At 41.8% G+C, this 22,439-nt stretch carries 18 protein-coding genes and 2 tRNA genes; 18 read left to right on the top strand and 2 right to left on the bottom strand.

The genetic code is table 11. From position 1 onward, the window contains the following. Positions 1 to 99: 99 nt before the first annotated feature. On the bottom strand, positions 100 to 1,188 hold the full coding sequence (locus OCV72_RS01050) for a pyridoxal phosphate-dependent aminotransferase (protein ID WP_055281222.1): 1,089 nt from the start codon (positions 1,186 to 1,188) through the stop codon (positions 100 to 102). Between the two features lie 127 nt (positions 1,189 to 1,315). Between OCV72_RS01050 and OCV72_RS01055 the strand changes: the two genes are divergently transcribed. The 13 genes from OCV72_RS01055 (at position 1,316) to OCV72_RS01115 (ending at position 18,300) form a co-directional block, all read left to right on the top strand. Next, entirely contained in the window at positions 1,316 to 4,612 is a 3,297-nt protein-coding gene (locus OCV72_RS01055; RefSeq protein ID WP_055281224.1) for a DUF5717 family protein, read from the top strand. A 20-nt stretch (positions 4,613 to 4,632) separates the two neighbouring features. Continuing rightward, a complete protein-coding gene (locus OCV72_RS01060) occupies positions 4,633 to 5,916 on the top strand; it encodes a DUF5716 family protein (RefSeq protein WP_055281227.1) in 1,284 nt (427 codons plus the stop codon). Next, a complete protein-coding gene (locus OCV72_RS01065) occupies positions 5,891 to 6,670 on the top strand; it encodes a hypothetical protein (protein WP_055281229.1) in 780 nt (259 codons plus the stop codon). Before OCV72_RS01060 ends, OCV72_RS01065 begins: the two co-directional genes overlap by 26 nt. A 107-nt stretch (positions 6,671 to 6,777) precedes the next feature. Continuing rightward, entirely contained in the window at positions 6,778 to 7,635 is an 858-nt protein-coding gene (locus OCV72_RS01070) for an amino acid ABC transporter substrate-binding protein (RefSeq protein ID WP_055281231.1), read from the top strand. Positions 7,636 to 7,723: 88 nt separating this feature from the next. Continuing rightward, a complete protein-coding gene (locus OCV72_RS01075) occupies positions 7,724 to 8,374 on the top strand; it encodes an amino acid ABC transporter permease (protein WP_028086266.1) in 651 nt (216 codons plus the stop codon). A gap of 12 nt (positions 8,375 to 8,386) precedes the next feature. Beyond that, positions 8,387 to 9,070 carry an amino acid ABC transporter ATP-binding protein gene (locus OCV72_RS01080; protein ID WP_028086267.1) on the top strand — a complete coding sequence of 228 codons (684 nt, stop codon included), beginning with the start codon at positions 8,387 to 8,389 and terminating at the stop codon, positions 9,068 to 9,070. 199 nt (positions 9,071 to 9,269) lie between these two features. Next, complete coding sequence (purF, locus tag OCV72_RS01085) at positions 9,270 to 10,697, top strand: amidophosphoribosyltransferase (protein ID WP_028086268.1); 1,428 nt, start codon at positions 9,270 to 9,272, stop codon at positions 10,695 to 10,697. A 51-nt stretch (positions 10,698 to 10,748) separates the two neighbouring features. Next, positions 10,749 to 12,182 carry an adenylosuccinate lyase gene (gene purB, locus OCV72_RS01090; RefSeq protein ID WP_055281233.1) on the top strand — a complete coding sequence of 478 codons (1,434 nt, stop codon included), beginning with the start codon at positions 10,749 to 10,751 and terminating at the stop codon, positions 12,180 to 12,182. A 44-nt stretch (positions 12,183 to 12,226) separates the two neighbouring features. Next, a complete protein-coding gene (locus OCV72_RS01095) occupies positions 12,227 to 13,180 on the top strand; it encodes a hypothetical protein (protein WP_055281235.1) in 954 nt (317 codons plus the stop codon). Next, positions 13,177 to 14,337 (top strand): threonine/serine exporter family protein, encoded by a 1,161-nt coding sequence (locus tag OCV72_RS01100; protein ID WP_055281237.1) that lies wholly within the window; start codon positions 13,177 to 13,179, stop codon positions 14,335 to 14,337. The genes OCV72_RS01095 and OCV72_RS01100 overlap by 4 nt, the downstream gene beginning before the upstream one ends. After that, positions 14,337 to 14,849, top strand: a complete 513-nt coding sequence (locus OCV72_RS01105) for a threonine/serine exporter family protein (RefSeq protein WP_055281239.1) — start codon at positions 14,337 to 14,339, stop codon at positions 14,847 to 14,849. Before OCV72_RS01100 ends, OCV72_RS01105 begins: the two co-directional genes overlap by 1 nt. Positions 14,850 to 14,985: 136 nt before the next feature. Further along, positions 14,986 to 16,449 carry a glutamate--tRNA ligase gene (gene gltX / locus OCV72_RS01110; RefSeq protein ID WP_028086272.1) on the top strand — a complete coding sequence of 488 codons (1,464 nt, stop codon included), beginning with the start codon at positions 14,986 to 14,988 and terminating at the stop codon, positions 16,447 to 16,449. A 9-nt stretch (positions 16,450 to 16,458) separates the two neighbouring features. Next, the gene (locus tag OCV72_RS01115; RefSeq protein WP_055281241.1) at positions 16,459 to 18,300 is read left to right on the top strand and encodes an ATP-dependent helicase; all 1,842 of its coding nucleotides are present in this window, start codon (positions 16,459 to 16,461) and stop codon (positions 18,298 to 18,300) included. On the opposite strand, the gene OCV72_RS01120 is transcribed toward OCV72_RS01115, so the two are convergent. After that, the gene (locus tag OCV72_RS01120) at positions 18,283 to 18,594 is read right to left on the bottom strand and encodes a DUF1292 domain-containing protein (RefSeq protein ID WP_028086274.1); all 312 of its coding nucleotides are present in this window, start codon (positions 18,592 to 18,594) and stop codon (positions 18,283 to 18,285) included. The genes OCV72_RS01115 and OCV72_RS01120 overlap by 18 nt on opposite strands. A 142-nt stretch (positions 18,595 to 18,736) precedes the next feature. Here OCV72_RS01120 and OCV72_RS01125 point away from each other — a divergent pair, with 142 nt between their 5' ends. The 5 genes from OCV72_RS01125 (at position 18,737) to OCV72_RS01145 (ending at position 22,376) form a co-directional block, all read left to right on the top strand. Then, on the top strand, positions 18,737 to 19,756 hold the full coding sequence (locus OCV72_RS01125; RefSeq protein ID WP_081020964.1) for a sugar ABC transporter substrate-binding protein: 1,020 nt from the start codon (positions 18,737 to 18,739) through the stop codon (positions 19,754 to 19,756). 33 nt (positions 19,757 to 19,789) lie between these two features. Further along, entirely contained in the window at positions 19,790 to 21,547 is a 1,758-nt protein-coding gene (locus OCV72_RS01130) for an alpha-amylase family glycosyl hydrolase (RefSeq protein WP_070099606.1), read from the top strand. Beyond that, positions 21,507 to 22,052, top strand: a complete 546-nt coding sequence (locus tag OCV72_RS01135; protein WP_055281243.1) for a DUF5662 family protein — start codon at positions 21,507 to 21,509, stop codon at positions 22,050 to 22,052. Before OCV72_RS01130 ends, OCV72_RS01135 begins: the two co-directional genes overlap by 41 nt. A 108-nt stretch (positions 22,053 to 22,160) precedes the next feature. After that, positions 22,161 to 22,245 (top strand) — tRNA-Leu (locus tag OCV72_RS01140). 46 nt (positions 22,246 to 22,291) lie between these two features. After that, positions 22,292 to 22,376: transfer RNA gene (locus OCV72_RS01145), tRNA-Leu, on the top strand. Positions 22,377 to 22,439: the final 63 nt, after the last annotated feature.

Below are 22,439 nucleotides of genomic sequence, written 5' to 3' on the forward strand. Positions count from 1 at the left end.
GTAACTTGGATCATTTCAGGAATGATACTGGGCCGCAGACAGGTGTTTGTATTGCCATGCATTCGGAAGAAGCTGCCGGTGGCAGGTTCTCTGCATTGATTATAATGAACGGAATACATCCAGCAGCCGGTCATTATCCTCTGGATTCATAATGCAGAACCGTACATATTCTCCGTTCAGGCTTTCGAAAGAAGAACAGTCCCGGATCATGAGATTCTGGTGAATCGCCTTTTCAAAGACATCGAAAGAAGTGAGTCCTTCTTTTAAAATCCTTACAAGGACAAAGTTGGCATAAGCAGGATAAATCTTTACGGTATCCAGTCCGGAAAGCTCTGTGCACATTCGGGTGCGCTCGGAATCAATGAGAGTCCAGGTCTTCTTAATATAATCGGTATCTTTCAACATCCGTTCTCCGGCATAAGCTCCGACACTGTTCAGGCTCCACGGATTTTGGTGGGTAAGAAGCGTCTGAAGAAATGCCTGATTACTGGTGAGACCATAACCAAAGCGAAGTCCAGGTGCGGCGAAGAACTTGGATACACCGCGGATGACCATGAAGTTATCGAATTCCGGTACAAGAGAAACTGCAGAGAGGGAAGTGCCTTCCGGTGCGAATTCGATATAAGTCTCATCGATCATAACGAAGATACCAAGTGACCGGCATACGGTTAACAGCTTTTTCATATCAGCGGTACTGATGGCTGAAGAGGTCGGGTTGTTCGGATTACAGATGATCAGAAGATCAATATCACTTTTCAGTGTATCGGTCAGATCGGAAATATCCAGTCTGAAATCCTGTTCTTCTTTCAGATTATAATATTCCAGTGTGCCGCCGACCAGATTCAGCTCTCTTGCATATTCGGAATAGGTCGGTCCCAGAAGCAGCGCTCTTTTTGGTGCGCGCTGGCTGATCAGAAGTGAGATAAGCTCCGTAGAACCATTTCCGACAACAATATGTTCCGGCGAGGTATTGGTATATGCAGCAATTGCTTTTTTCAGATCTGTATAATCTCTGTCTGGATAACTGCTGATGATATCCAGATGTTCTGCGAGATCTTTTTTTACCTGTCCGGATAATCCGAGAGGGTTTACATTTGCTCCAAATAAAATGATATTTTCCTTGTTAAGGTGATAATAATCTGCGATCTTTTCCAGATCGCTTCCGTGAAATTCTGGCTTTTTTTTCATATTTTTCATCCTATCGACACATTTTTGATATTTTCTCTTTACGGCATTGCTATTCATTGACAAACAATGCTATAATTTATTATAGTATGTTTTAAGAAAAAAGCAACGAAAGAAGCAGGTGTAGGACTTGAAAAATAAAATCCAAAAATTTTCAAAAGGCGACTTTCAGTTGATACGACCTGATGTTATATTCGATGAGACCAATCTGGTACTCATTATAGGTGAAGGGGAAGTATACAGAGGAAGTTTTACAATGAGGGCGAACAATGAGGGAAGGATACGAGGACTGGTGTACTCGTCTTCTTTCCGCGTCCATTTTAAAGATCAGGGATTTGAGGGAAATCCGGCAAGAGTGGAATTTACGTATGACGGACGGGGACTTCGTCCGGGACATGTAGAGGAAGGAAAGTTCACGGTCGTATGTACCGGCGGTGAGTTTGAACTGGCTTTTACGGCAATCATTGAGAAACCATATGTGATGACAACCTATGGAAAAGTACAGAGTACCGATGATTTCCGCAAACTTGCAATTAAGGATTTTTCAGAAGCGGGAAGGCTCTTCCGTTCCAAAGAATTCTATGAGATTTTAAAATATGAGAATGAGCGTACATTCTATCTGTACGATAATATGCGCAAATGGTCTCTCGGAGAACAGGCCATGGAAGAATTCATGGTAGGGATCAAACAGAAAGAATGCATTTTCCTTACGCTTCAGGGAGAGGGGATGCTATTCGAAGATCTGACAGAGTCGACAAAGGGAACACTGACTCTGATGAAAAATACATGGGGATATATGCCGATCCATATTGAGACAGTCGGTGATTTTATCCGGGTGTCCAGACCTGAGATCAGCACAGAAGATTTTGTGGGAAATGCACATGAGATCGAATATGTGGTAAGAGCAGAGAAACTTCATGGCGGACGGAATTACGGAGCATTGAAGTTCGTGACACCATACGAGACACTCACTTATGAAGTTGAGGTATTGCAGAATCAGGAGTATGACGAAGATCACAGGATGCCGGAACTTTTACTGGCTCAGATCATCAAAGAATATGTAGGATATGTGGCAGGAAGAGTGACACTGGAACACTGGGTGGATAGTGCGGTCGAGAAGATGGTAGCACTGCGTAAGCTGGATCCTCTGAATGAAGTATATCAGTTGATGCTTGGTAATATCTATCTGCTCGGAGGCAAGACGGAAGAAGCAAAATGGATTCTTGAGAATTATAATTATAATCGGTTCGCAATCGGAAAAGATCCGCTGACAAACTGTTATTATCTGTATCTGACTGCAAAGATCCGCGGAGATGTGAACTATGAAGAACGGGTGCTGGATGAGGTTGGAAAGACATATATGCGTCATCAGGATTCCTGGTGGCTGCTCTATATGATACTGAATCTTGACAACAGATATAAGAATCCTTATAAACGTCTGGAAGTTCTGGAACAGCAGTTTGAGTATGGAATTCATGCAGTAATGTTCTATTTGGAAGCATATCTGTGCTATCAGGAAAAGCCGACACTTCTTAAGAAATTAGGCACATTTGAGATTCAGGTGTTGAATTTTGCGACCAAATACCGCATGATGACAAAAGAACTGGCACTTTATATTTCAAATTTTGCCAGTCAGCAGAAAAAATACAGTGACAATCTGTTCAGAATCCTGGAAAGAATCTATAAGATGTATGAAGAGCCGATGATACTGAATACGATCTGTACACTTTTGATCAAAGGAAATAAAACGGCAAAGAAGTATTTTTCATGGTATCAGAAGGCAGTTGATTCGGATCTTAAGATTGCCCAGCTTTATGAATATTATATGATGACAATCGACGAAGACAGTGCGCACGGACCGTTGCCGAAATCGCTGGTTTTATATTTTATGCATGGAAATGCTCTCGATTATAAGAAGGCTGCGTATCTGTATGCAAGTCTTGTGATCCATGAGGAACAGGCAGGAGATCTGTATCTGAATTACAGAGAACAGATGGTGGCATTTACATGGGAACAGTTGGAAAAGCGCCATATAACAGAATCACTGCGTACATTGTATAAAAGATTTTGCAGAGAAGACGAGATGACGGCAGAACGTATGGAGGCGATGCGTGACATCTGTTATTCTTATGAAGTAAGGACAAAGGTACGCGGGATGAAATGTGTGCTGGTAATTGAAAAAGATGGTTCGGTACGTCAGCGTATCCCGTATGATACGAAGAATGGAGCTATCATTTATCTGTATGATAAGGAATCGAGAATTGTATGGGAGTCTGTAGAGGGCAGACATTATACGGATTCCATTCCATACGAGACGAAAAGACTGTTTTATGAGCCGCGTTTTGTAGATATGTGCAGAAAATATGCAGCATCTACAGGATTCTGGAATCAGGAGCCGGAGAAAGAAAAACCGGATTATGAAAAGATCCAGGCAAAGGGGATAGATTCATTTGAGGATAAGGATGTCTTCCTGGTTTGCAGCAGAAGAATCAGGGAAGAAAATTATACGGAGGATGACTTCTTAAGTTATCTTGCCTTTGAAATGTTCCGGAGAGGACAGTATGACAAGGTGACACTTACGTATCTTGCGGAGTATTACTGTGGTGCAATCGGAGATATGAAGCGGCTCTGGAAAGTATTAAAACAATATGGGGTTCCGTCTTATAAGGTCAGTGAACGGATCATTACACAGATGGTCTTTTCGGAGACATTGTATGAGGAAGAGCATATTTTTGAAGATTATTATCTGTCGGACAATGTATATTTCCGCTTAAAACAGGCATATCTTGCTTACGTTACAAGGGAATATATCGTGTATGGACGAAGTCTGGAAAAATGTGTATTTGAAATCATTGCAAATGAATGTGATCAGAAAGAAGATCTGCCGGATGTATGTAAGATTGCACTTCTGAAATATTATTCAGATAAAGAATACACAGGTGAACTGGAAGATGTCCTTCATCAGGTACTACGAGAAATGTGCGAAAAACAACTAGTCTTTCCATATTACATGAATTATAAAGAGGAATGGCTGCGGGAAGTACAACTCTATAATAAGGTGATGGCAGCATACCGCTGTAAACCGGGAGGAAAAGTAAGACTGTACTATAAGATGAAACAAAAAGACCGGGAAGAACTGGGATACCGGGCAGAGGCAATGATGCCGGTCTATGAAAACCTGTATGTAAAACAATTTGTCCTTTATAATGATGAATCAGTGAATTATTATTTCCAGGAATCCGGAAACGGAGAAATGATCACAACAGACAAGAAGACGCTGAAAACAGATAAAGAACGTGTATTTGCCGGAAAATATCAGATGCTGAATGCAATGACAGATATGGATTCGGATGCGGAACGTTCGAAAGCCATGCTTGAGTTTGAAGAAGAAGAACAGATGGCAGATCAGATATTTAAGATATATTAAAATGAAAGGAGGAGACGATAATGCAAAAAGGAAGTGTTCTGGGCTATGATCTGAATGAAAAGAATTGTCAGATCAGTTATTATGATGAAAATAAAGAAGAACCGGAAACGATGGAAGCAGCAGTTGATAATTATCAGATTCCTCTGATCCTTGGCTATTATAAAGAACGATGGGTATATGGACAGGAAGCAAAACGACTGAGAGAAGCGGGAGAGGGAGATATTGTCACTCATCTGTTCCGTAAAGCTGTAAAAAGAAAAAAAGTACGTGTAGGCGGGAAAATCCATGATGGCGTATGGCTTCTTGCAAAGTTCATTTCCATGACATTGAAGAAATTCGAACAGATTGATTATATTACGTTTTCCGTTCCGTATACGAATGTTGATATGTCGAAGATGTTAAAGGGAATCGGAAAATATATCGGTGTACCGGGAGAATGTGTATTTGTACAGGATTATAAGGAAAGTTTCTGTCAGTATATGTTTTATCAGCCGAAAGAATTGTGGCAATATGAATCAGCATTGTTTTATTGTGATGCGCAGGAAATCCGTGCATATATGCTGCGCCGCCTGAATACAGTAAGCACCAAGAGCAGGGATATGTTTGTGACAGTAGAAGAAGTCGCCAATGCGCACATGAAAGAACTGGAAGCAATCTATCCTGTGTTGAATGTAGATAAAGCCAAAGATGCGGATGAGAGTTTTAAGTCTTTCATCCAGAATGTATTTGATAAAAAAGTGGTATCGTCTGTTTATCTGACAGGAGAGGGATTTGAGAATAACTGGTATCCGAATTCCCTGAAGGTACTGTGTAACGGACGGAGGGCTTTCCTTGGAAATAACTTATACAGTAAAGGTGCATGTTATTCATCCATGCGCTATGCAGATCCGTATGATGATGGTCCGATTTATCTGGATGGAACAAAGATGACAGAACAGATCTGCCTGCGTATGAGAATTGGCGGACAGGAAGGATGGTATCCGATTGTTGCATGGGGAACACACTGGTATGAGGCAGACGGACAGTGGGAAGTGATTTTGGAAGATACATCGGATATTGAGATCCATATAGAGACACTTGATGGAGAGGATCTTAAAGTTGAGACAGTGTCACTGGAAGAACTGCCGGAACGAACAGATTATTCTTTGCGTCTTCAGATTGAAGTCATGTTTATGGATGAGCGTACCTGCAGGCTGCGTTTTAAAGATGTTGGTTTCGGAGAATTTTATCCGGCATCAGATTTCCTTGTAGAAAAGGAATTACATTTAGGAGGTATCAATGGGCAGTTTAATTCTTTGTCATAAAAAACGGGCCAAACGACCTTTTGAAATATCCAGAGTTCATATGCGGATTTACACGATAGAAGAATTGTGTTATTACATCTGTAATAATCTGTATCTGATCGATTATACGATCGTCAATGAACGATTGTGCCGGTGGGTCGGGGATGAACTGGAACTGCCGAAGCTGGCAGAGGAATTAAGAAGGCTTCTTCGGGAGAATGGATCGATGGAAGAATTTGTACTTACGATCCTGAAGGAATCTAATATCTATGCCGCGGCAGAAATTCATAAGATGCAGAGTGTTCTGGAACAACTGCAGTCACAGAGAGACGTAGAAAAAGAAAAATATAAGGCGGATACGCTTCAAAACAGTAAAGAATACGAATCAGCGATTTTAGTATATCAGTCCATCCTTAACAAAGACTGGGATGAATCGGTAGATAAAAAGTTTTACGGTCGTGTGTATGCAAGCATGGGATCTGCATATGGTCATCAGTTCCTGTATAAAGAAGCGGCAAAGGCTTATCAGGAAGCGTATAAGATATGTGAACAGCCTGATATATTGAAGGCGTATCTTTATAGCTGTTATAAAGCTCTTCCGCATGATGAATACTTAAAAATGCTGTCGGGGAATCCAATCCTTCTGAGTCTGGACACTATTTTGCGTGATGAAATGGAAAAAACAAAGAAAAAGATAGGTGCGGATATTCCGGAAGAAAAGCTGAATGAATGGAAAAAGGAGTACCGCAGGATTGACAAACACCGTGGAATATGATAATATATCCAAAGATTTTAGTGTGGTAAAGTAATCAACTGCTAAACTAGTAAAAGAGCGTAGCGGCTGTTTGGCACACGTAAAAGGAATACAGGAGGATATATGTTATGAAAAAGAGATTAGTACTGCTCCTTGTTACGGCAATGGCAGCTACAACGGTATTGGCAGGCTGTGGAAGTAAAGATTCAGGTTCATCTGAAAGTGGAAAGAAATCGGCAAAAGAATCAAAAGTAGAAAATGATGATGACACATTGATCGTTGGGTTTGATGCTTCTTTCCCTCCGTATGGTTATAAAGATGATAGCGGAGAATATGTAGGATTCGATCTTGATCTTGCACAGGAAGTATGTGATAGAAATGATTGGAAACTGGTAAAACAGCCGATAGACTGGGATTCTAAGGATGCGGAACTAAATTCGGAAACAATTGACTGTATCTGGAATGGATTCACTATGAATGGCCGTGAAGATGATTATACATGGTCAGATCCATATATTGACAACAAGCAGGTTGTGGTAGTCAGAAGTGATTCGGGTATTGATGACTTTTCGGGGCTGAAAGGAAAACATGTAGAAGTACAGACAGACTCTTCTGCACTTGCGGCTCTGGAAGGAGATCAGAAGGACCTGGCGGCAACCTTCGCAGATCTTAATCAGGTTGCAGAATACAATACAGCATTCATGGATCTGGAATCCGGTGCATGTGATGCAATCGCTATGGACATCGGAGTTGCAAACTATCAGGTGAATTCAAGGAAAAATCTGGATGATTACAAGATCCTAGACAAAGAAATTTCATCTGAACAGTATGCAGTCGGATTCAAAAAAGGAAACACAGAGCTGAAAGATAAAGTTCAGAAGACACTGGATGAGATGGCCGAAGACGGAACGGTTGATAAAATTGCAGAAAAATATGCAGATTACGGAGTTCCGGGAGCTCTTTGCATAGGAAAGAACAGCAAGTAAAATGAAGGGGCCAACCCCGGAGGGGATTGGTCCCTTTTGGCTCGCCATTCATTCGGAAGAAGCGTGAAAAAACTGGAGGACATTATAGATGGAGATAGGAACACTGATAAGAGAACTTGGCGGAGGAATGTGGATCTCGGCAGAGATATTTATTCTGACATTACTTTTTTCACTGCCGCTTGGACTGGTGGTTGCATTCGGGAGAATGTCGAAGATTGCACCGGTCAGATGGATATCAAAATTATACATATCGATTATGAGAGGAACCCCGCTGATGCTTCAGTTGATGGTAGTGTATTTCGGACCATATTATCTGTTTGGAATGCGCATTTCCACAGGATACCGTATGACTGCGGTGCTGATCGGTTTTGCAATTAATTATGCGGCATATTTTGCTGAGATATACAGAGGCGGGATTGAGGCAATTCCGGTAGGACAGTATGAAGCGGCAAAGGTACTGGGATATTCCAAAAGCCAGACATTTTTCCGGATCGTATTTCCTCAGGTATGTAAGCATATTCTGCCGGCAGTGACCAATGAGATCATCACGCTGGTAAAGGACACTTCACTGGCATTTGTGCTGGCTGTAACGGAGATGTTTACAATGGCAAAACAGATTGCGGCGGCACAGACTTCCATGGTTCCGTATATTGCAGCAGGTATCTTCTATTATGTATTTAATTTGCTTGTTGCGATGATTATGGAAAAGATTGAAGAAAAGTTGAATTATTACCACTAGGAGGAATAGATCATGAGTCTGCTTGAAATGAAAAATATCAAAAAAAGTTTTAACGGGGTCGAAGTTCTGAAAGACATTTCTCTGAAGGTGGAAAAGGGAGAAGTCCTTGGTATCATCGGTCCTTCCGGCTCGGGAAAATCAACCCTTCTTCGATGTGCAACGGGGCTTGAGACTGCGGATGCAGGGGAAATCCATTATTCCGGAACCTTTGGACTGGTGTTTCAGAATTTTAATTTGTTTCCGCATTATTCGGTGATGAAGAATATCACTGATGCACCGCTGAAAGTGCAGAAGAGAAAGAAAGAAGAAGTCTATAAAGAAGCGAGAGAACTTTTGAAGAAGATGGGACTTGCCGACAAGGAAGATGCATATCCTTGTCAGTTGTCGGGAGGACAGCAGCAGCGTGTATCAATCGCGAGAGCACTTGCACTGCATCCGGATATTCTGTTTTTTGATGAGCCGACGTCCGCGCTGGATCCGGAACTGACTGCAGAGATCTTGAAAGTTATCAGGGAACTTGCGATGGAGCATATGACGATGGTGATTGTTACGCATGAGATGAATTTTGCGAGAAACGTATCGGATCATGTAATCTTCATGGATGGAGGTGTGATCGCAGTAGAAGGAACTCCGGAAGAAGTGTTCGATTCATCTAATGAAAGAATGAAAGAATTTCTCGGAAAATTCAATGATTAACCGCGGGAAAACTAATGAATAGAGCGGGTTTATAAGCTGTGCTTATCAAATGACGCGTTATAAATAATGTATCAGCAGGAATACAAGGTAGATGGAAATATTGCTTTTCCGTTTGCCTTGTATTATACTGATATAGCAAAATGCTTTTTAAAGACAGTTTTGACAAATGAAAAATTTGAAAAGAATGGAGTCTGCATTTATGAGTGAATTTGAAAAAGTAACAACAGGACTGGGTGAAGAATGCGGTGTGTTTGGAGCCTATGATATGGATGGCGGAGATGTTGCACCATCCGTTTATTATGGACTTTTTGCATTGCAGCACAGAGGACAGGAAAGCTGTGGTATTGCGGTAACGGATACATATGGAGAAAGAAAAGTACATTCCAAGAAAGGACTTGGACTGGTAAATGAAGTGTTCGATGAAGAGTCTTTACAGGAATTGAAGGGAAATCTTGGTGTCGGACATGTAAGATATTCGACAGCAGGTGCTTCCAGAGCTGAGAATGCGATGCCGTTGGTTATCAATTATGTGAAAGGGATCCTTGCAATTGCACATAACGGCAATCTGACAAATGCCATTGAACTTCGCCATGAACTGGAGTACACAGGCGCTATTTTCCAGACAACGATTGACTCGGAGGTGATCGCATATCATATCGCCAGAGAACGTCTGAATGTAGAGAAGGCAGAAGATGCGGTAAAAAATGCGATGAAGAAGATACAGGGAGCGTATGCACTGGTTGTCAGTTCGCCGAGAAAGATGATCGGTGCCAGAGATCCGTTTGGATTGAAGCCTCTTTGTATTGGAAAAAGAGATAATACTTATTTCCTGGCTTCGGAGAGCTGTGCGATTGCTGCCGTCGGAGGAGAATTTGTAAGAGACGTAGAGCCTGGAGAGATTGTAAGTTTTACAAAACATGGAATGAAATCAGATAAAACTATGGCAATCGATCCAAAAAAGCAGGCAAGATGTATTTTTGAATATATATATTTCGCAAGAATGGACAGCGTGATCGATGATGTGAATGTATATCATGCGAGAATTGTTGCAGGGAAAGCTCTGGCAGAATCTTATCCGGTTGATGCGGATCTGGTTGTCGGAGTACCGGATTCCGGGCTGGTTGCGGCGAAAGGATATTCGGAACAGTCGGGAATTCCGTATGGCATGGCATTCCACAAGAACAGTTATGTCGGAAGAACATTTATCAAGCCAAAACAGAGTCAGCGGGAAAGCAGTGTGAAGATCAAGCTGAACGTGATCGAAGAGGTTGTAAAGGGAAAACGTATTGTTATGGTAGATGATTCTATTGTACGAGGAACAACCTGTGCGAACATTATCAAGATGCTCAAAAAGGCCGGAGCGAAAGAGGTACATGTAAGGATCAGTTCACCACCGTTCCTGCATCCATGTTATTTCGGAACAGATGTGCCTTCGAATGAACAACTGATCGCACATTCCCATACAACAGAGCAGATCCGTGAGATGATCGGGGCAGATTCGCTTGGCTATATGGAAGTTGATAAATTAAAAAACATGGTCGGTGATCTGGCATATTGTGACGCATGCTTCACCGGTAATTATCCGATGGAAGTACCTGGAAGAGATGTTTCGCTGGCATTTGAATAGAAAACAGGTTAAAATAGTCGGGTGGAAGAATTGACGAAGGAGATTATTAGTATGAGTAATGACAGATATACAAGTCCACTTTCAGAAAGATATGCAAGCAAAGAGATGCAGTATATTTTCTCGCCGGATAAGAAGTTCCGTACATGGAGAAAACTCTGGATCGCACTTGCTGAAACGGAAAAAGAACTGGGACTGGATATTACAGAAGAACAGATTGAAGAATTAAAAGCACATGCAGATGATATCAATTATGATGTGGCAAAAGAAAGAGAAAAGGTAGTCCGTCATGATGTTATGTCTCATGTGTATGCATATGGAAAACAGTGTCCGAATGCAAAAGGAATCATTCATCTTGGTGCGACTTCTTGCTATGTAGGCGATAATACAGATATCATTCTGATGTCGGAAGCGTTGGAGATTGTCAGAAAGAAACTGATCAATGTGATTGCCGAACTCGCAAAGTTTGCGGATGCACATAAGAGTCTTCCGACACTTGCATTTACACATTTCCAGCCTGCACAGCCTACAACAGTAGGTAAGAGAGCAACACTCTGGATGCAGGAATTCATGATGGATCTGGAAGATCTGGAATATGTAAAAGGAAGTTTAAAGCTTCTCGGATCAAAAGGAACGACCGGAACACAGGCAAGCTTTCTGGAACTCTTTGACGGAGATCAGGAGACAATTGATAAGATCGATCCGATGATCGCCAAAAAGATGGGATTTGAGACATGTTATCCGGTATCAGGTCAGACCTATTCACGTAAGGTAGATACCAGAGTGGTAAATGTACTTGCAGGTATTGCAGCAAGCGCACACAAGATGTCCAATGACATCCGTCTCCTTCAGCATCTGAAAGAGATTGAAGAACCATTTGAAAAGAGTCAGATCGGATCTTCGGCAATGGCATATAAGAGAAACCCTATGAGAAGTGAAAGAATTGCTTCACTTTCTAGATATGTGATGGTAGATGCCATGAATCCGGCAATCACATCTGCAACACAATGGTTTGAGAGAACGCTTGACGATTCTGCTAACAAACGTCTCAGTGTCCCGGAAGGATTTCTGGCAATTGATGGTATCCTGGATCTGTGTCTGAATGTTGTAGACGGACTGGTAGTATACCCGAAAGTTATCGAAAAGAGACTGATGTCAGAACTTCCGTTCATGGCAACAGAAAATATCATGATGGATGCTGTAAAAGCAGGTGGAGACAGACAGGAACTTCATGAGAGAATCCGTGAGCTGTCTATGGAAGCCGGACGCAATGTCAAAGAAAAAGGATTAGACAACAACCTTCTTGAACTGATCGCTGCAGATCCTGCATTCAATCTTTCGCTGGAAGAACTGCAGAAGACGATGGATCCTGCAAAATATGTGGGACGTGCGCCGATTCAGGTTGATGTATATCTGAAGAACGTCGTGAATCCTGTGCTGGAAGCAAATAAGGATATTCTTGGAGTAACAGCAGAGATCAATGTATAAGATTCTGTAACAAATAAAAACATGAAAAAGAAAGTGGAGTTTCAGTGAGCAATGGAACATCACTTTCTTTTCTTGTATATATGATTTATAATAAATCCATATGGAAGTATAAGGGGGAAGAAAGCGGATATATGGAAAAGGCTATGGAAAAGATTAAGAATATGAAGAATGGTACAGCGTCAGAAAAACAATACCGGGTCAGAAGGTGCAGATATACGGATCTGGCAATGGTACTTGTGATCGCAGTTTCCATACAGTGTTTCACGAGGCTGGAATATGCAGGGGAAAGATATATTCAAAGCCGGAACGGGTATAAGATAGCCGGCGGCATAATGGAAGGCTGCGGACGGAAAAATGTAAAAGGATATGTGGAAATAAAAGCATCGTGTGTTTCGAATGCGAAGAATATAATCGAAAATTTGTGCGCTCAGGTAGCGGCACCGAATCGAACAATTATGAATGTGACCACATCAACAGCTGATGCCGGAAAAGATGACAGCCGAATTACAAAGCTGCCTGCTGCAGAAGAGATGAACACGTCTGCTTCGGAAGATGGAACTGAGATTTTGAAAGCTGAAAAGAATGCGGACGCTGCACTTGTTGCGGCAGATACAACAACTGCGGAAGCAGCGGTTGAGAGCGCTGAAGAGGACAAGAGCAGCACAGAAGAACAGCAGAGTGGTATGCTGAATCTTGATGGATTTATCATAGGAGAAAATGGCATGATCGAACGTTGTGAGAACCCGTCTCTGGCTGCCGAGGATGGAATTATTATATTGCCGTCAGACGACAGATGTAAGGGAATCGGAGCAGAAGCATTAACTGGAATTACGGGAGTGGAAGAAATCTATATTCCGGCCAATATTACATGGATTGAACCCGGAGCCCTGGAAAAACTGGAAAATCTTATGTATATAGAGGTTGCACCGGACAATCCGGCATATCAAAGCATAGATGGAGTTCTTTACAGCAAAAAGGAGCAGAAAGAAAAGGCATGAATATTCGACAGATAACAGACGGCAAAGAAGATTATATAGAATTGCTTCGTATGGGAGATCCGGATGAATCCAGAATCCGTAAAGTATTGGAAGAAGGTGAACTCTTTTTACTTGAAGAGCATGGAAAACTCCGTACATTGTGCGTGGTTATATTTTCGGAAGAAAAGAAATGTGAGATAAAAAATATTGTAACCATAGAAAAAGACCGTGGCAAGGGGTATGGCCGGTATATGATCCATTATATCTGTGAACATTACTGCTCACAGTATGACTGGGGATATATGAAAAAAGACCGATGCCGGGACATCATGGAATTCTGTGAAAAATGTGGATTCACAGATGAAGATGAGGTATATCTGAAAAAGGAACTGATGTCGGAAATCGACACAAAACGTGTAATTAATCTTGCAATGGAAGCAGGAAGAATGCTTTTGAAAAACGGAGGCGAGATTTTTCGTGTAGAAGAGACGATGATGAGAATCTGTCGTAGATTCGGGGTGAAATATGTGGAGCTGTTTACTTTGAGTCATGGATTGTTTATCTGTGCAGGAACGGATAAAGAAAAGTTGTATACAAAAGTAAAACAGGTACCGCTTTCCTCTACACATCTTGGAATCGTAGCAGAAGTAAATGATCTGTCCCGGGAAATTGCAGCAGGACATGTCGGAATTGAAGAAGCAATAAAGAAGTTAAAGAAGATCGACAAGATGCCGGTCAAGCGTATTCCTTATCAGATAGCGGCGGCGGGATTAAGCGCCGGTGGATTGGGTTATCTGCTTGGCGGAACATCAATGGAAGCATTTGTGGCATTTTTTGTCGGCTGTGTTGTGTTTTCATGGTCACTTTTTGCCGGAAAACACGGTGTTTCAAAGATCCTGGTTCACATTGTAGGCGGGATCATTATTGCCTCTATGGCTTTGGCAGCAATGCAGATTCCGTTTTTAGGGGAACTTAGGATGGAAGGAATCGTGACCGGCGGGATTATGCCGCTGGTGCCCGGACTTGCATTTGTGAATGCGATCCGTGATCTGGCGGACAGTGATTATCTTGCAGGTACAGTTAAAATGATTGATGCGGTTATGGTATTTGTTTATATTGCAATCGGTGTGGGAACGGCGTTGTCGGTATATCATCATGTGTTAGGAGGCATTTTATAATGATCATAAAAATTATAGCAAATCTGGCATGTTCATTTATCGGGACGATTGCATATGCGGTTATGTTTCAGGTGCCGAGAAGGTTCTATATCGGATGCGGAATCACCGGATCGGTGGGATGGATGATGTACAAGTTTGCGTCTGTATATTGTTCGGTTGCAGCTGCGTCCTTTGTAGGAACGGTATGTGCTGTATTGGTTGCGAGAATGCTGACGGTCCGCCTGAAATGTCCGATCACTATCTTTATGATTTCGGGTATCATTACACTGGTGCCGGGAGCTGGCATCTATTTTACAGCGTATTATCTGGTGACAAATCAGTTTGCAATGGCTGCTGCGAAAGGGATCGGAGCAATAAAAGTAGCTTTTGGGATTGTGCTTGGAATTGTCTGCATTGTATCTGTCCCGAGAGAAGTGTTCCAGAAAGAATACTGGGTTGAAAGAAAGATTGCAAAACAACAGAAAAATGGAAAGAGGGATCCGGTAAATCTTCCGGGTGAAAGACACAGATGAAAGATCTGATATAAAAGGTTGCTGTCCGCCTTGGATTTGTGCTACAATGTAGAGACGGATAGTGTTCTAATGTATGTAGCAATACATAGATTTCATACATTTCAAAATAATAATGAAATAGGAGATAATGACAGTTATGAGTAAGGTAAGAACAAGATTTGCACCAAGTCCTACAGGAAGAATGCATGTAGGAAACTTAAGGACAGCGCTGTATACTTATTTGATCGCAAAACATGAAGATGGAGATTTTATCCTCCGGATTGAAGATACAGACCAGGAACGTTTTGTAGAGGGCGCACTGGATATCATTTATCGTACATTGAAAGAGACCGGGCTGGTTCATGATGAGGGTCCGGATAAAGATGGCGGGGTAGGACCGTATGTGCAGAGTGAACGGAATGCACAGGGACTTTATTTGAAATATGCAGAACAGCTGATCGAACAGGGGGATGCTTACTACTGCTTTTGTGACAAAGAACGTCTGGAATCTTTGAAAAGCAAAGTGTCTGACGAGGATGGCGGAACAGAGATTGTTGTATATGACAAGCATTGTCTGCATTTAAGTAAAGAAGAGATTGAAGCGAACCTTGCAGCAGGAAAACCGCATGTAATCCGTTTTAACATGCCAACAGAAGGAACTACTACATTCCACGATGAGATCTACGGAGATATCACAGTTCCGAATGAAGAACTCGATGACCTGATTTTGATCAAATCAGATGGATATCCGACTTACAACTTCGCAAATGTTGTCGATGATCATCTGATGGGAATCACACATGTTGTACGTGGTAATGAGTATCTGTCATCTGCACCAAAATATAACAAGATTTATGAAGCATTCGGATGGGATGTGCCGATATATGTACATTGCCCGCTGATCACAGATGAAAATCATAAGAAACTCAGCAAACGCTGTGGACATTCTTCTTATGAAGATCTGATCGAGCAGGGATTTGTGACAGAGGCAGTTGTTAATTATGTAGCACTGCTTGGGTGGTCACCGGAAGGCAATCAGGAGATATTCTCACTGGAAGAGCTGGTAAAGGCATTTGACTTCCACCGCATGAATAAATCACCGGCTGTATTTGATCTTGGCAAATTAAAATGGATGAACGGTGAATATATCAAAGCTATGGATTTTGATAAGTTCTATGAAAGAGCGGAAGGGTATATCCGCAAAGTTATTACAAAAGATTATGACCTGAAGAAAATCGCAGCATTGGTAAAATCACGAATTGAGATCTTTCCGGATATTGCAGAGCAGATCGACTTTTTTGAAGCAGTACCGGAATATGATACAGCAATGTATTGCCATAAGAAGATGAAAACCAATGAAGAAAATTCACTGGAAGTATTGAGAGAAGTTCTTCCGCTTCTGGAAGCACAGGAAGACTATAGTAATGATGCACTGTTTGCGCTTCTTAAGAGTTATGTTGACGAGAAGGGTGTAAAAGTCGGTTATGTAATGTGGCCAATCCGTACCGCTGTATCAGGAAAGCAGAGTACACCGGGTGGAGCCACAGAGATTATGGAGATTCTTGGAAAAGAAGAATCTGTAAAACGAATCAAAGACGGAATTGAATTATTAAGCAAGTAAGGGGATTCTATGAGTTTAAATCATGCTCAGACAGAGGCAGTCGCCCATAATGAAGGACCATGTATGGTTCTCGCCGGCCCCGGATCGGGGAAAACTCTAACCATTGCAAAGAGAATAGAATATCTGATCATGAAGTATAAGGTAAGGCCAGAAGAAATTCTGGTCATTACCTTTACTAAGTATGCAGCTCAGGAGATGAAAGAAAGAACCAGACGGATCTGTGGTCCGTCTTCTTATGCTGTTACATTCGGAACGTTTCACGGAATCTATTACGGAATCCTGAAATGGGCGTACCGTCTGGAACCATCGAATCTCCTTACGGATGAAGAAAAATATCGGATGTTAAGAACTCTTCTGCCAAAAGTCGGATGGGATCAGGAACCGGAAACGGATGAAGAAAAAGACTATTTGCAGGAACTGGCTGCAGAAATTGGAAATGTAAAGAATAATTGTATGGCTATTGAAGCCTATGAACCGGTAAAATATACAACAGAAAAATTCCGTGCACTATACAAAGATTACGAAGAAGAAAAGAAAAAATGCCGGAAGATTGATTTTGAGGATATGCTGATCCAGTGCAGGGATCTGTTTTTTAATTATCCGGATATTCTGAAAAAATGGCAGGATAAATTCCGGTATATTCTGGTAGATGAGTTCCAGGACGTGAATCAGGCACAGTATGATGTGGTTCGTATGCTGGCTGAACCGCAGAATAATCTGTTTGTAGTGGGGGATGATGATCAGTCGGTATATGGATTTCGTGGAGCAAAGCCGGGAATCATGATGGAATTTATGAAAGATTATCCAAAGGCCAAGAGGGTACTTTTGGATATTAATTACCGCAGCAGTGCTTATATTGTCAATGGTGCTTTAAGAGTGATCGGTAATAATAAAATCCGGTTTGAAAAAAAGATCGAAGCGTTTCAGAAAGCAGATGAAACAGTTCATGTTCAGGAAGTAAAAGACCCTGCGCAGGAGGCAGAATATGTGCTGGAAAAAATAAAGGAATGTCAGGAAAAAGGTATTGCTTATACAGATATAGCTGTGTTGTACCGGACGAATATAGATGCAAGGGCAATGTCGGAACTTATGATGGAATATCAGATTCCGTTCGTGATGAAAGAACATCTGAATAATATTTACGAACATTTTATTGCACAGGATATCAGCAGTTATTTTCACCTTTCACAGGGGGAATATAGCCGGAAATATTTTTTGCAGATCGCAAACCGGCCAAACAGATTTTTCTCAAGGGATAGTATGAAAGGCGGAACAGTTACCTATGATTCGCTCAGAGAATATTACCGGGATAAAAACTGGATGACGGACAGAGTGGATCAGCTGGAATGGGACATGAAGATGATAAAAGACAAAACACCATATGCAGCAATCCAATATATCCGGAAACATATGGGTTATGATGAGTTTTTAAAAGACTATGCGGCATACCGGAAGATTTCAGTGGAAGATCTTTTTGCGGTGCTGGAAGAGATATGGCAGAATTCCAAAGGATATAGAACGATCGGTGACTGGTTTGAACATGTAGAACGATACGGGGAAATATTAAAGGAGCAGAATTGTAAAAAAAATGCGGCAGAGGGTGTGAATCTGATGACAATGCATGCGGCAAAAGGGCTGGAATTTGATACGGTATTTGTGATCGAGGCAGATGAGGGCAGCAGTCCGTATAAGAAAGCAGTGACGGATGAGGAAATCGAAGAAGAGAGACGGCTTTTTTATGTAGCAATGACCAGGGCGAAGAGAAAACTGATCATCAGTTATGTAAAAGAAAAAAACGGGAAAGATATGACTCCTTCCCGTTTTGTGTCCGAATTACTCTTCGACGTCTGATTCATCAAATTCCTGGGAATCCATCCATTCATCAAAAGCATCAGCGGCAATTTCGTATTCGTCATCATCTTCGATGTTGCCGAGATCTGGTTCGCCGTCCTCGGTTTCATTGTATTGATAGAGATAAACATCACCGGCTTCATTAGGTTCAAGATTCTCATCCAGAGGAAGCAGGGCAATGTATTCTTTGCCTGCAGCTTCATATACTGTGAGGATTGCACATTCAATGATCTCATCGTTATCGAGTGTAAGCTCTACGGTTGTGTAGCTTTCAGTTTCCTTTGTGTCGCTCATATCATAGTCTCCTTTACTAACATTAAAACTTATCTTAACTTTAACAAAGAAACGGATAAAAAGCAAGATGATAGTAGTCAAACAGGTAAAAATGTTGTAGAATGTAGCTGTATGTAACGCAATAATAAGGAGGAATAACAACATGATGAAGAAGAGAATGTTAGGAGTGATTGCAGTATTACTCGTATGCATTTTCGCATTATCTGCATGCAAGAAAGAGGCTGGAAAGCCGGTGGATAATGCAGTCAGTGAGAATACAACAGATGATTCGGAGGATACGGATCAGACAGAAGACGCAGGAAAGTACAAGTTTGGGTTCTCTGTGATCGATATGCAGAATCCATATTTTATAACATTGGAAGAAGCTGCACAACAGATCGTAGAAAAAGAAGAATGTACCATGGTGGTAAAAGATCCGGCATCTGATGCGGATACACAGGCAGAGCAGATCAGGGAGATGATCAATGAGGGGATCAATGCAATTTTCCTTTGCCCGGTTGATTGGGAGAAGATCACACCTTCGCTTCAGGCATTGCAGGACGCAGGGGTAAAAATTATTAATATTGATTCACAGGTAAAAGACACAGATTATATTGATGCATATGTGGGCTCTGATAATACAGAGGCAGGGAAGCTTTGTGGCAATGATCTGATTGAAAAGTATCCGGATGGCGGTACAGTTGCAATCCTGGAGGCTACGACACAAAATTCGGTGAATGACCGTATTACAGGGTTTGAGCAGGCAGTTGCCAAGGCGGAAAAAGGGTTTGAAGTTGTAGCGAGAGAAGATACAAACGGAACATTTGACAGTGCGCTGGAAGCAGCCAAGAAGATTTTGGAGGAACAACCGGATGTGACGGCAATCATGTGTGGAAACGACCAGATGGCTGTTGCAGCGAAGACAGCACTGAATCTTGCGAATAATGATCAGACTGTTGTCTACAGTGTAGATGGTTCGCCTGATATTAAGAAGGAATTAATGAAAGCGGATAGTCAGATCGTAGGGACAGTCGCACAGTCTCCGATCAATATCGGGAAAAAAGCAGTCGATATTGCATTGAATGTTCTTGACGGAAAAGATTTTGAAGCAGAGACGGCAATAGACGTATTTATGATTAATAAAGATAATGTTGAAATGTATGGCGCAGACGGATGGCAATAGGCGCAGACGGGCAACGGGAAGGACATAACAGAGATGAGAGAGGTTCAAGGATATCCATTACCACTGGGGGTGCAGATAAGTAAAGACAGGGTTAATTTTTCCATTGCAGTTCCGGCAGATAAGGACTGCCAACTGTTATTATACCGCACAGGGAGAAAGAAACCGTGCAGGCAGTTTGATATGAAACCAATGATCGGTGAAGTGAGGTGTATAGCACTTGAGGATATCGAGCCGGGAGATTATGAATACAATTATCTGATCAATAAAGAAGTTGTAACTGATCCGTACGTAAAAGCAATTGCCGGCAAAGAACGCTGGGGTGTAAAAAAGGAACTGTCAGAACATGAGATCCGGGGACGGCTGCAGATGAGTGATTATGACTGGGAAGGAGATCATACATTACAGATACCTTATCATCAGGTAATAGCGTACAGTCTGCATATCCGCGGATTTACAAGACATCCATCATCAAAAGTAAAGGCGAAAGGAACTTTTCAGGGAGTAATTGAAAAGCTGGAATATCTGAAAGATCTTGGGATCAACCAGATTCATTGTATGCCGGTATATGAATTTGAAGAATGCCAGATATATAGAAATTACTGGGGATACGGTGCGGGAAGCTATTTTGCACCCAAAAGCGCATATTCTGCAGATGGAGACGGCGCCAGAGGACTGAAAGATATGGTGAAGGCATGTCATCGGTCCGGAATAGAGGTCGTTCTGGAGATGCCATTCTGCACGGCTGCAGATAAGATGATGATGTTAGAATGTCTGAGGTATTATGTTATGGAATACCATATAGATGGATTTATATTAAATCCGTTTGTGATTTCGACGGAGAGTGTGCATGCAGATCCGTTTTTGAAAAACACCAAGATTATGGAACACGAGTTGGGATTCCAGACAGTCATGCGAAGATTTCTGAAAGGTGACGAAGGGATGATCCATGACGTGATCTACTGGCTGAAACACCATTCAAAAGAGCAGGGAATCTTTAACTACATTACTGATCAGAACGGATTTACCCTGAATGATCTGGTGTCTTACGATGCGAAACACAATGAGGAGAATGGTGAACATAATCAGGATGGACCGGATTATAATTATAGCTGGAACTGCGGGGCGGAAGGACCGAGCAGGAAAAAGGCAGTAATGGAACTGCGGAATCATCAGATATTTAATGCATTTTTCCTGCTCTTTCTGGCACAGGGAACTCCGTGTATGCTTGCAGGAGATGAGTTTGGAAATTCTCAGAAAGGTAATAATAATGTATACTGTCAGGATAATCCGATAGGATGGACAGATTGGCGGGGACTGGAAAAGAAGAAAGAACTGCATGATTTTGTAAAAGAACTGATTGCATTCCGTAAATCGCATCCGATTCTCACACCGGAGCGAGAACTGCAGGGGATAGATCTTAGCTGTTGCGGTGTGCCGGATGTATCTTATCACGGGGAAGAGGCGTGGCAGATACCGGGGGAAGTGTCGAGCAGGCAATTGGGCGTATATTATAGTGGAGCACAGACAAAAAGCGAGGACTGTTATGTTGCATATAATATGCATTGGCTGGAACATGTATTTGCACTGCCGGCTTTACCAAAGGGATATGGCTGGTATGTGAAAGCGACGACGGAACGGGGGATGTTAGATGTGCCGGTGCTTTTGAAAGATCAGAGAAAATTAGAGTTAAAAGAGCGGTCGGTTACGGTGCTTACAGCAGAACGGATTGTGGAGGTTGAAACGAAGAGAAATGAAAACATTACAACACTTACAGACGATCAATCATCATAAATATCTTGTTATGAAGGAATGCTTTAAAGTAGGACTTTACAGACAGGGACTTCTTCATGACCTGTCCAAATATTCACCGACAGAATTTTTAGTTGGATGCAGGTATTACCAGGGAAATAGAAGTCCGAATAATGCTGAACGGGAGGCAACGGGTTATTCTAAGGCATGGTTACATCATAAAGGACGTAACAAACATCATTATGAATATTGGATCGATTATAGTGTAGATCCGGGGGAAGGTATCATAGGCCTTAAGATGCCGCTTCAATATGTTGTGGAGATGTTCATGGATCGTATTGCGGCATCTAAGACATATCAGGGGGACGCATACAGAGACAGTCATCCATTGGAGTATTATGAGAAGGGAGCCGGGCGGCTTGGAAAAATGATCCATCCGGATACAGCAGGCCTTCTGCACGAATTGTTGAAAATGCTGGCAGAAGAGGGAGAGGAAAAAACTTTCCGCTATATTAAGAGAGTCCTTTTGAAACAGAAGAAATATTAACAGTTTATGCAATAGTTCAAAAAAATAAAAAAATTCAAAAAAACTGTTGACACAATAACAATTTCGATGTATTATATATCTTGTCTTCGCGAGAGAGCAAAGATGAATGCGGAAGTGTCGGAACTGGCAGACGAGCAAGACTAAGGATCTTGTAAGCATTGCGCTTGTGTGGGTTCAAGTCCCATCTTCCGCAGTTATTTTTTGAGAGTAACGAAGACTGAAAATTATATAGTGAATATGCGGAAGTGTCGGAACTGGCAGACGAGCAAGACTAAGGATCTTGTAAGCATTGCGCTTGTGTGGGTTCAAGTCCCATCTTCCGCATTCATCTAAAAGATGGAAACCCTTGATTTGTTTTGGGTTTCTTATTTTTTTGTATACTAATAA

The sequence above is a fragment of the Dorea amylophila genome, assembly GCF_025567265.1.
Lineage (GTDB): Bacteria > Bacillota > Clostridia > Lachnospirales > Lachnospiraceae > Dorea_A > Dorea_A amylophila.